This window comes from Mesorhizobium sp. M0618 (assembly GCF_040320765.1).
In the GTDB taxonomy this organism is placed as follows: Bacteria; Pseudomonadota; Alphaproteobacteria; order Rhizobiales; family Rhizobiaceae; genus Mesorhizobium.
On record NZ_JAMYQH010000062.1, the window covers coordinates 1 to 9,951 of the forward strand.

Consider the following 9,951-nt stretch of genomic DNA (forward strand, 5'->3'; position numbering starts at 1 on the left):
CCGCCGTCAGCGACGTCTTGCCATGGTCGACGTGGCCAATCGTGCCGATGTTCACGTGAGGCTTGTTACGCTCGAATTTACCTTTTGCCATTGTCTCTTTCCTTGGACTTCAGTTCGGTCGAAGACCTTCAGTTCAGTCGAATGCGGGGCGATTAGCGACAAAGGCCAAAAAACACAAGCGTCTTTTGGCCGGGTGCCGTCTCACTCAGTCCGAACCATCGATCCGATTGCGGGGATATGACGCTGATATAGGAAGGCTCTGGGCAAAATGAAGGGGTAGCGGGCCGACCGATCGAGGCCGCGAAAGCGCTGGCTTGCTTGCCCGGCCCTGTCTGAATCATGGCCAGGCCATGGACCATTGCCGCCACCACCCGCCTCTGATCTTGTGGCCGGATGCATTTCATCCCTGCCTCGATCCGCGGCCCGCTGTTCATGATCGTCTCGACGGGATCGTATCTCGTCAACGACACGATGATGAAGCTCGCGACGGCTGGCCTGCCGTCCTATGAAGTGCTGTTTCTGCGGGGTGCCGCGGCAGCCCTCTGGGGCTTCCCGCTTTTGTTCGCGCTGGGCTACGGCAAGCAGATCCCGCTGATCTTCGACAAGCGCGTACTGAGCCGGAACGTGCTCGAGCTGGCGGCGATCCTTTGCTATGTCGTCGCGCTCGCCAACATGCAGATCGCCGATTCCACCGCGCTCGGCCAGATCACGCCGCTCTTGATGCTGGTCGGCTCCTCGATCCTGTTTGGCGAACGGATCGGCGGCCGGCGCATGGCGCTGATCGGGCTCGGCTTCGTCGGAGCGCTGATGGTGGCGCAGCCGAGCATGCAAGGCATTTCGGTCTACGCCTTGCTGGCGCTCGGCAATGCCACATTTGCGGCAGCGCGCGACCTTGCCGGTCGGCGGGTCGCGGCCGAGGTGCCGGGGATGATCGTGGCGATTTCCGCAGTCGTGGTGGTGCTGATCGGCGCCGGCGCCGCGCATCTGGTTTCAGAGCGCTGGGTCATGCCCGGGGCACATCACCTGCTGCTGATGGCGGGTGCTGGATTTTTCCTGATCTTCGGCCATTTCTTCATCTTCATGGCCTATCGCGTCGGACCGACCAGCGCCGTGGCACCGTTCTATTATTGCTTCACCGTCTGGGCGGTGATTTCGGGCCTGCTGGTGTTCGGGCAATTCCCAAACACACTGGCGATCTGTGGCATCCTGCTGGTGGTCGGCAGCGGGCTGACCATCGTGTCGCTGGATCAGCGTCAGCGCCGGCTGGCCGTCGTCGCCTGATGCATGTCGCCCAAAAGTGCCCCGGATTTGGGAGAACGACATGCATAAACAAAGACCTGGAGCCTCCGCATCCACGCATGCGCGGATGAGCAGTTGCCGCGCCGAAAAAGATCGTCTAATCGGCGAAGCATAGGTCGATCGACGACGAGATGATCAATCAGCCAAGGGAGTTCCCCGTGACCGATTTTGACCAGAACAAGAGCTCCGACGCCGAGCACAAGGCCGCTATCCGCAAGTCGCTTGTCGGCTGGGCGGTGTTCATCGCCGGAACGCTGATCTTTTTCGTCGCCGCCGATGCAGTGTTGATGCCATAGACGAGCCGCTGCACGTACAGGCCTGAAGCCGGTCTTGCCTTCGGAAACTCGAAACCTCAGACGATCCGCAGGTGCCTAAAGCGTCCGCCTTGCGCTGAACTGATGGTAGGCCCACAGCACGACCACCGCCCCAACCACCGCGACGATCAGGCTGGAGATGTTGAGACCGGTGACACCCACGCCAAAGATCTGGCTGCAGATCACGCCGCCGACAATGGCGCCGACGATGCCGAGGACGATATCCATGATCAGGCCCTGGCCGGTCTTGTTGACGATCTTGCTGCCCAGGAAGCCGGCAATGGCGCCCAGAATGATCCAGCTGATGATACCCATTTTTTCCTCTCCATCCCCTCGCCAGCCGACATTTTCATAGGATTGTCAAAACCTCAAGCCAGCTTGAAATTCTGCCCGAATGCTTCATTGTTGATGAGGGGTCGGGCCTTGGTCGCTATGGAGGATCCACGATGGGACTTTTTGACAACGCCGTTCCCGGCGGCAACATCACCAAACCCCTGATGATCGCGCTCGGCGCATTGCTGGTCGGCAAGATGCTGAGCGGCAGAAGTGCCGAAGAGCCAGAACAGTCTCCCGCGCCCGCTCCGACCGCCCCGCCCCCGTCCCGACGGAAACCACATCCGCCGATGGTGGCCTGGCTGGCGGATTGGGCGGCCTGCTCGACAAGCTCAGAAATGCCGGCCACGGCAATGCCGCCGACTCCTGGGTCGGCACCGGGCAGAACCAGCCGATCAATGCCAACGATCTTGGCACCGCGATCGGACCGCAGATCATTCGCGAGATCGCGCAACGGACCGGGCTGGACGAGCAGGAACTGCTCAAGCAACTGTCCACCGCCCTGCCCGGTATCGTCGACAGACTGACGCCGAACGGCCAGGGGCCGCAGCAGCACCAGGTCGCCACCGCGTTCAACAGCTGACGCGGCGCAGCCACTACAATTGGAGCACTGCGCGCCTCGTGCGCAGTGTTTCGGCTTGCCGGTGATGGGATAAGTGTCTGGAGCGGGTAGCGGGAATCGAACCCGCATATTCAGCTTGGAAGGCTGCTGCTCTACCACTGAGCTATACCCGCGCCGTTCCTGAAGTACCGGATTCATCCGAAAAGCGCCATGCACTTTTCGGTCCGATTCTTGTCACGTTTCAGGGCTTCCGGGCCGGCAGTGGTGGAGAGGGTTGGATTCGAACCAACGTAAGCTAAGCTAACGGATTTACAGTCCGTCCCCTTTAACCACTCGGGCACCTCTCCAGTCTGCCGCCGGAGCCATGCAACGAGGCATTCACGCCGATCCGGACCCGAGTTATGTGTTCTCCGAAACCAGCGCAGCGCCTTATGGCGGCAAGCCCATTGGGTGTCAACCGCGCAACCATGGTTTTTCGTTTCTGTTCGCCGGCTGTGACGGCGGGCCATATCCTTGGCCGGAGGAGACAGCTATAGAAGCCAGCCATGAGCGACAAAACCAACACCCCCAAAGACACCCATTACGCCAAGCTGCGCCGCGCCTATCGCGACGAGAAAAGCGGCGGCGCGCCGGCATTCCGGCCCCGACAGCCGGTTCCACCGGGCGAAAATGCCGCGGATGGCCTGGTGCGGCTCTACGGCCTGCACACCGTGCGCGCCGCACTCGACAATCCGCGCCGCAAGATCAGAAGGATGCTGGTGACGCGCAATGCGGCCGAGCGCCTCGAAATCGCCGATCTCGCCGCCCTGCCCTTCAAGACCGAACTGGTCGAACCCAGGGACATCGACAAGATCACCGGGTCGGATGCCGTGCATCAGGGTGTGCTGATCGAGGCCGAGCCGCTGAAAGCCAAGCGGCTCGATGCGCTTGGCGACGCGAAGCTGGTGCTGGTGCTCGACCAGATCACCGACCCGCACAATGTCGGCGCTATCCTGCGCTCGGCGGTCGCCTTCGGCGCCGGCGCGCTGATCACCACGGCCCGCCACAGCCCGCAGGAATCGGGCGTGCTGGCGAAATCCGCCTCCGGCGCGCTGGAGCACATCGACCAGATCGAGGTGAAGAACCTCGCCGACGCACTCGGCCAGTTGCACGAGGCCGGCTTCCGCACCATCGGACTTGATTCGGACGCGCCGGCCGAACTCGAAAAGAGCTTTGCCGGAGAAAAGATCGCCTTGGTGCTGGGCGCCGAAGGCAAGGGCCTGCGCCAGAAGACGCGCGAGACGGTGACCACGCTGGCGCGGCTCGACATGCCCGGCGCCATCCATTCGCTCAACGTGTCGAATGCCGCGGCGATCAGCCTTTACGTGGCGCGGACATTTTTGAAGCGCGGCTAGAGCAATTCTAGGAAAAGTGTGAAGCGGTTTTCCTTCCAGAATTGCGTCAAGACAAAGAGTTAGAGCATTTCGCCGTTTCCGTGAAACGGTGGAATGCTCTAAGCCAAAAATATCTCGAAACGAGAAACGGGTTCCGACAGACGCCGGAACCCGTTCTTCGACGGGCCAAGAGTTTGCGGCTTGGGAACGTTGCGCCGCCCTCTCCTGACCTATGCCGCTTTGCCCCTGGCGTCGGCTGCCTCGCTGCCGACCTCGAAATTGGCCATCCGCTCCAGCGCCCTGACCAGCGCCGAATGATCCTCCTTGGCGCCGCCATTGGCCGCGCAGGAATTGAACAGCTGCTGAGTCGTCGAGGTGTTGGGCAAGGAAACGCCGAGCGCCTTCGCGCCCTCCAGCGCGAGGTTCAAATCCTTCTGGTGCAGTTCGATGCGGAACCCCGGCGCGAAGGTGCGCTTGACCATGCGCTCGCCATGCACTTCCAGAATGCGCGAGGCGGCCAGCCCGCCCATCAGCGCCTGCCTGACCTTGGCCGGGTCGGCGCCAGCTTTCGATGCAAAAACAAGCGCTTCGGCGACGGCTTCAATGGTCAACGCGACGACGATCTGGTTGGCCACCTTGGTGGTCTGGCCAACGCCGTTCGGCCCGACCAGGGTGATGTTCTTGCCCATCTTCTCGAAGACGGGTTTGGCGCGCTCGAAAGGCTTTTCCTCGCCGCCGACCATGATGGTGAGCGACGCCGCCTTGGCACCGACCTCGCCGCCCGAGACCGGCGCATCGAGATAGTCGCAGCCCAGGTCGTTGATGTTCCTGGCAAAAACCTTGGTCTCGATCGGGGAGATCGAGCTCATGTCGATGACCAGCTTGCCCTTTGCCAGGCCGGACGCGACGCCGTTGTCGCTAAACAGCACATCCGCCACCTGCGGGGTGTCGGGCACCATCAGGATGATGATGTCGGCAGCCTTGGCCACGGCGGCGTGGCCGGTGACGGTCTTCAGCCCCTTGGCGACGAGATCGGCCGGCGGCTTGGAGCGATGGTCGCTGGCGATGACCTTGTAACCCGCGTCCAGCAGATGCCCCGCCATCGGCGCGCCCATGATGCCGAGGCCGATGAAGCCGATGGTTTCCATTGTGGTTCTCCAAATGACTGTGTGAAACGCCCCCCCCTCTAATGCTTACGCCGCAGCACTTCCCTGCCCGGCCAACTCCCGAAGCCACCCCAAGCCAGCCTCCGTCCCAGCCTTCGGCTTGTACTCAGCCCCGACCCATCCGGCATAACCAATGCGGTCGATATGCTCGTAGAGGAAGGGATAATTGATCTCACCCGTCCCCGGCTCGTGACGGCCGGGATTATCCGCAAGCTGAATATGCGCGATGCGGCCAAGGTTAGCCTCGATGGTCCGGGCGAGATCCCCCTCCATGATCTGCATGTGATAGATGTCGTATTGCAGGAACAGGTTTTTTGAGCCGACGCGATCGATCAGCGCCAAGGCCTGATCGGAATAGTTGAGGAAGAAGCCCGGAATATCGCGCGTGTTGATCGGCTCGATCAACAGCCTGATGCCGGTCTGCTCCAGCTTCTCCGCCGCGAAGGCGAGGTTTTCGGCAAAGACATCCTCCAGCACCTTGCGGTCGGCGCCCGCCGGCGCGATGCCGGCCAGGCAATTGACCTGCTGGCAGCCGAGCGCCTGCGCGTAGGTGATCGCCTTGGCGATGCCCTGGCGGAATTCCGGCACACGGTCCGGCAGCACCGCAATGCCGCGTTCGCCCTTGCCCCAGTCGCCTGCCGGAAGGTTGAACAGCACCTGGGTCAGACCGTTCTTCTTCAGCCGGGCCGCGACGACATCGGGCGCATGGTCGTAGGGGCCGATATATTCGACGCCCTTGAAGCCGGCGCGAGCGGCGGCATCGAAACGGTCGAGGAACTCATGCTCGCCAAAGAGCATCGAAAGATTGGCTGAAAACCGCGGCATTCTTTTTCTCCTAATCCAACATCACGATCGCTGTCGGCGCATCTTCCTGATGTTCGGCAAGCTCCTCGAATTCGGTGATCTTGTCGATCTCGGTACCCATGGAGATGTTGGTGACGCGTTCGAGGATGAATTCGAGCACGACCGGAACCCGGTGCTCCTTCATCAGCCGCTGCGCTTCCTTGAAGGCACCAGCGAACTCTTCGGGCTTGCGCACCCTGATCGCCTTGCAGCCCATGGCCTCGGCGACGGCAACGTGGTCGACGCCGTAGCCGGCCTCGGGATCGCCTGACCGGTTGATGTTCTCGAAGGCAAGATCGACCTCGAAATCCATCGAGAAACCACGCTGCGCCTGGCGGATCAGGCCGAGATAGGCGTTGTTCACGACGACATGCAGATAGGGCAATTTGTGCTGTGCGCCGACCGCCAGTTCCTCGATCATGAACTGGAAATCATAGTCGCCCGACAGCGCCACGATGGTGCGGTCCGGGTCGGCGGCGCGAACGCCAAGGGCCGCCGGCAAGGTCCAGCCGAGCGGGCCGGCCTGGCCGCAATTGATCCAGTTGCGCGGCTTGTAGACATGCAGGAACTGCGCGCCGGCAATCTGCGACAGGCCGATCGTGGTGACATAGGTGACGTCGCGGCCGAACGCCTTGTTCATCTCCTCATAGACGCGCTGCGGCTTCAGCGGCACCTGGTCGAAATGCGTCTTGCGCTTCATCGTCTTCTTGCGGGCCTGGCATTCCTTCGCCCAGCCCGACCAGTCGCGCAGCTTGCCCGCCGTCTTCCATTCGGTGGCGACGTCGAGCAGCATCTTCAGTGCGGCACCGGCATCCGAAACGACGCCGAGATCCGGCGCGAAGACACGGCCGATCTGGGTGGGCTCGATGTCGACATGGATGAACTTTTTGCCCTTGGTGTAGACATCGACGGAGCCGGTGTGGCGGTTGGCCCAGCGGTTGCCGATGCCGAAGACGAAGTCGGCTTCCAGCATCGTCGCATTGCCATAGCGGTGCGAGGTCTGCAGTCCGCACATGCCGGCCATCAGCCGGTGATCGTCGGGGATCGCTCCCCAGCCCATCAAGGTCGGGATGACCGGCACGCCTGAAATCTCGGCGAATTCGATGAGCAGATCGGACGCATCGGCGTTTATGATACCGCCGCCGGCGACGATCAGCGGCTTTTCGGCGGCGTTGAGCATCGTCAACGCCTTTTCGGCCTGGGCGCGCGTCATGGCCGGCTTGAACGGCGTCAACGGCTCATAGGCGTCGATGTCGAATTCGATTTCGGCGAGTTGCACGTCGACCGGCAGGTCGATCAGGACAGGGCCCGGCCGAGAGGAACGCATCAGATGAAAGGCCTTCTGCAGCGCCATCGGGACGAGATAGGGCTCCATGACGGTGACCGCCCATTTGGCGACCGGCGCGGCAATGGCTGATATGTCGACGGCCTGGAAATCCTCCTTGTTCAGCCGCGCCCGCGGCGCCTGACCGGTGATGCACAGGATCGGAATGGAATCCGCGGCGGCCGAATAGAGCCCCGTGATCATGTCGGTGCCGGCTGGACCCGAAGTGCCGATGCACAGGCCGATATTGCCCGCCTTGGCGCGCGTAAAACCTTCCGCCATGTGCGAGGCGCCCTCGACGTGACGGGCAAGCACATGGCGTATCGTGCCCCTCGCCTTCATTGCCGAATAGAACGGATTGATCGCCGCGCCCGGCACGCCGAAAGCGCAGGAAATGCCTTCCTTTTCGAGAACAAGAACCGCGGCATCGACAGCGCGCATCCTGGCCATTTTCCAGCCCTCCACAGGTTTGTCATTGTTGGATTGGCCAAGGATGTCAGCACGCCGGTTATTTTTCAATTTTTTCAGAATATTTTTTCATTTCCAGAAAACGGCGTCATTTTCTTGATTTTATTTGATTTTCTGTTTTCCAGGAATCCGACCGCGAACTTAGTGAAAAACTTTTTCATTGTGCATTTGGCGAAACCGGCCGAGATTGACTGCATGGAAACCATCGAAAAACGCCAGCGCGGACGGCCGCGCGCTTTCAACGGGCCATCGGAGGCCAGCTCGGTGCAGTCGCTCGACCGGGCGCTGCGCATCTTGGCCATTGTCGCGGAAGGCAGCGGCCTGTCGCTGAGCGAGATCTCTGCGCAGAGCGGCCTTGCCGCCTCCACCGCCTACCGCATGCTGACGACGCTGCAAAACCACGGCATGGTCGAATTCGACACATCAGACCAGCTCTGGTCGATCGGCGTCGAGACCTACCGCATGGGCGCGGCCTTCCTGCGCCGCCGCAAACTGGTCGACCGCGCCCGTGTCGTCATGCAGGAGCTGATGGAAAGAACCGGCGAGACCGCCAATCTCGGCGTCGCCGAGGACGATTGCGTGGTTTTCGTCAGCCAGGTCGAGACGCACCAGGCGATCCGCGCCTTCTTCCGGCCGGGCACGCGCAGCCCGTTCCATGCGTCGGGCATCGGCAAGGCGGTGCTGGCGCATCTCGAGCCGGAGCGCGTCGGAACCATCCTGCGCAAGGCAGGCCTGCAGCGCTTCACCGACAGGACGCTGTCCGACATTTCAGCGCTTGCCCACGATCTGGCGCGGATCAAGCCGCGCGGCTGGTCGGTCGACGACGAGGAGCGGCATCCCGGCATGCGCTGCGTGGCAGCGGCCATCTTCAACGAATTCGGCGAGCCGATCGGCGGCGTTTCGGTGTCGGGACCAACGGTGCGGGTGACGCCGGAGCGGCTGGCCGAGATCGGCCCGCTGGTGCGCGATGCCGCGGCCGAGGTGACCCGGATGATCGGCGGCATCAGGGCGACCTGACGGTCCGATCGTTTCAAGCACAGCGAAAAGAGGGGCTGCGGGGCGCCCCTCTTCTGGCTGATTGAAACGCCACCTCCTCTCAGAGACGGCAGTAGTGGCGATAGCCGTCGTGGCCGAGATAAGTGTCGGAGTCCGCATCATAGCTCTGGTAGCGGTCATAGCAGCGGCGGACGTGCCACGAGCCGCCGCCTTCGTCGACATAGACGGTACGCGGCTGGGCGAGCAGGCTGCCGAGGACGAAGCCGCCGACGCCGGCGGCAATGCCGATGCCGATTTCGCGGTTGTGGTGATGGCTGTGGGCGGCCGAGGGCTGCACGGTGCCGGCCAGCGTGGCGGCGGCAACTGCAGTGGCGATGAGGCCGGAAACGAGTGTGCTCTTGAACATGACGATCTCCTTGCTTCGTTGACCGAGGCGATCCATCCGCCTCTTGATCATCTGTCGTCGCGGCCAGGAAAAAGGTTCGAATCTTTTTTCGACTTTTCTGGGATCGGGGAAATCGGATCGACCGAGGTCATGCTGACGGCGACCTTGCGAGAGCTTGGCGAAGAAGTTGATGCGGCTGATCTCCCCCCTTGCGGGGGAGATGCCCGGCAGGGCAGAGGGGGGTGCTGTCCCGCCAGCTTGTCAACCAATCAGGGCGAGGCAACCGCACGGATAAAATAGAGAAAGTTCATGGGGAAGCCGGTGATCCTTCACACCCCCCTCTGTCCTGCCGGACATCTCCCCCGCAAAGGGGGAGATCGGCAGCTTTGCCGTCCCCACTTCACAAAGAGATCGCCCAACGCAAAAAGGGCGGCCGAAGCCGCCCTTTTGGGAAATTGGGTCCCTCCATCAAAGGAAAATGATCACCCTGCCATGCCTGTGGTGATGGTTGTAGTGCTTCCACCAATACTTCTTGAAGTGCTTCTTGTGATGGTTGTAGTTGTGGTGATGGCCGTGCATGCCGTGGGCTGACGACGTGCCGACAGTGCCGGCGAGCGCGCCGGTGGCGACGAAGATGGCGACGAGGCCTGAGGTAAGAGTGCGCTTGAACATGATGATCTCCTGGATCTTTTGATCGAGGCGACCCATTCGCCTCTAACCATCAGTCGGCGCGGCGCGGCAAAAGGTTCGAAAGGCTTGGAGATTTTTTGTGGAGCGCCATTGGCGCAAACGAGCAACGACGGCAAGGACACCAATGAACCGTCGCCCCCTATTCCCCTATTCCCCTATTCCCCTATTCCCCTATTCCCCTATTCCCCTATTCCCCTA

11 protein-coding genes, 2 tRNA genes and 1 pseudogene are annotated in these 9,951 nt (G+C 61.9%); 5 read left to right on the forward strand and 9 right to left on the reverse strand.

Features of this window, described 5'->3' with window-relative positions:
• Positions 1–91 (reverse strand): GTP-binding protein (locus NKJ04_RS33165; protein ID WP_032908143.1); only part of this gene is annotated, 91 nt, incomplete at its 3' end.
• Between the two features lie 302 nt (positions 92–393).
• Here NKJ04_RS33165 and NKJ04_RS33170 point away from each other — a divergent pair.
• Positions 394–1,281 carry a DMT family transporter gene (locus NKJ04_RS33170; RefSeq protein ID WP_352556237.1) on the forward strand — a complete coding sequence of 296 codons (888 nt, stop codon included), beginning with the start codon at positions 394–396 and terminating at the stop codon, positions 1,279–1,281.
• A gap of 176 nt (positions 1,282–1,457) precedes the next feature.
• The gene (locus NKJ04_RS33175) at positions 1,458–1,595 is read left to right on the forward strand and encodes a hypothetical protein (RefSeq protein WP_164778452.1); all 138 of its coding nucleotides are present in this window, start codon (positions 1,458–1,460) and stop codon (positions 1,593–1,595) included.
• 75 nt (positions 1,596–1,670) lie between these two features.
• Here the strand turns inward: NKJ04_RS33175 and NKJ04_RS33180 are convergent, their stop codons facing one another.
• Positions 1,671–1,928 (reverse strand): GlsB/YeaQ/YmgE family stress response membrane protein, encoded by a 258-nt coding sequence (locus tag NKJ04_RS33180; protein ID WP_023812088.1) that lies wholly within the window; start codon positions 1,926–1,928, stop codon positions 1,671–1,673.
• Between the two features lie 131 nt (positions 1,929–2,059).
• Here NKJ04_RS33180 and NKJ04_RS33785 point away from each other — a divergent pair.
• A pseudogene (locus tag NKJ04_RS33785) lies at positions 2,060–2,529 on the forward strand (YidB family protein).
• Positions 2,530–2,607: 78 nt separating this feature from the next.
• Here the strand turns inward: NKJ04_RS33785 and NKJ04_RS33190 are convergent.
• Together NKJ04_RS33190 and NKJ04_RS33195 are read right to left on the reverse strand one after the other, a co-directional pair.
• Positions 2,608–2,681 (reverse strand) — tRNA-Gly (locus NKJ04_RS33190).
• A gap of 89 nt (positions 2,682–2,770) precedes the next feature.
• Positions 2,771–2,855 (reverse strand) — tRNA-Tyr (locus NKJ04_RS33195).
• A 198-nt stretch (positions 2,856–3,053) separates the two neighbouring features.
• On the opposite strand from NKJ04_RS33195, the gene rlmB reads away from it, so the two are divergent.
• Positions 3,054–3,902, forward strand: coding sequence for a 23S rRNA (guanosine(2251)-2'-O)-methyltransferase RlmB (gene rlmB, locus NKJ04_RS33200; RefSeq protein WP_352680048.1), 849 nt, complete (start codon positions 3,054–3,056; stop codon positions 3,900–3,902).
• A 209-nt stretch (positions 3,903–4,111) separates the two neighbouring features.
• On the opposite strand, the gene NKJ04_RS33205 is transcribed toward rlmB, so the two are convergent.
• Genes NKJ04_RS33205 through gcl form a run of 3 tightly spaced genes read right to left on the reverse strand, consistent with a single transcriptional unit; the run spans position 4,112 to position 7,664 of the window.
• Positions 4,112–5,029, reverse strand: a complete 918-nt coding sequence (locus NKJ04_RS33205; protein WP_352680050.1) for a 2-hydroxy-3-oxopropionate reductase — start codon at positions 5,027–5,029, stop codon at positions 4,112–4,114.
• Between the two features lie 45 nt (positions 5,030–5,074).
• Positions 5,075–5,872 (reverse strand): hydroxypyruvate isomerase, encoded by a 798-nt coding sequence (gene hyi / locus NKJ04_RS33210; protein ID WP_352680052.1) that lies wholly within the window; start codon positions 5,870–5,872, stop codon positions 5,075–5,077.
• Between the two features lie 10 nt (positions 5,873–5,882).
• Complete coding sequence (gene gcl, locus NKJ04_RS33215) at positions 5,883–7,664, reverse strand: glyoxylate carboligase (RefSeq protein WP_023812093.1); 1,782 nt, start codon at positions 7,662–7,664, stop codon at positions 5,883–5,885.
• A gap of 213 nt (positions 7,665–7,877) precedes the next feature.
• On the opposite strand from gcl, the gene bhcR reads away from it, so the two are divergent.
• Entirely contained in the window at positions 7,878–8,699 is an 822-nt protein-coding gene (gene bhcR, locus NKJ04_RS33220) for an HTH-type transcriptional regulator BhcR (RefSeq protein WP_352680054.1), read from the forward strand.
• 79 nt (positions 8,700–8,778) lie between these two features.
• Here bhcR and NKJ04_RS33225 read toward each other — a convergent pair whose 3' ends face one another.
• The gene (locus NKJ04_RS33225) at positions 8,779–9,084 is read right to left on the reverse strand and encodes a BA14K family protein (protein ID WP_023812095.1); all 306 of its coding nucleotides are present in this window, start codon (positions 9,082–9,084) and stop codon (positions 8,779–8,781) included.
• A 447-nt stretch (positions 9,085–9,531) separates the two neighbouring features.
• Positions 9,532–9,735, reverse strand: a complete 204-nt coding sequence (locus NKJ04_RS33230; protein WP_352556246.1) for a hypothetical protein — start codon at positions 9,733–9,735, stop codon at positions 9,532–9,534.
• Between the last annotated feature and the right edge of the window lie 216 nt (positions 9,736–9,951).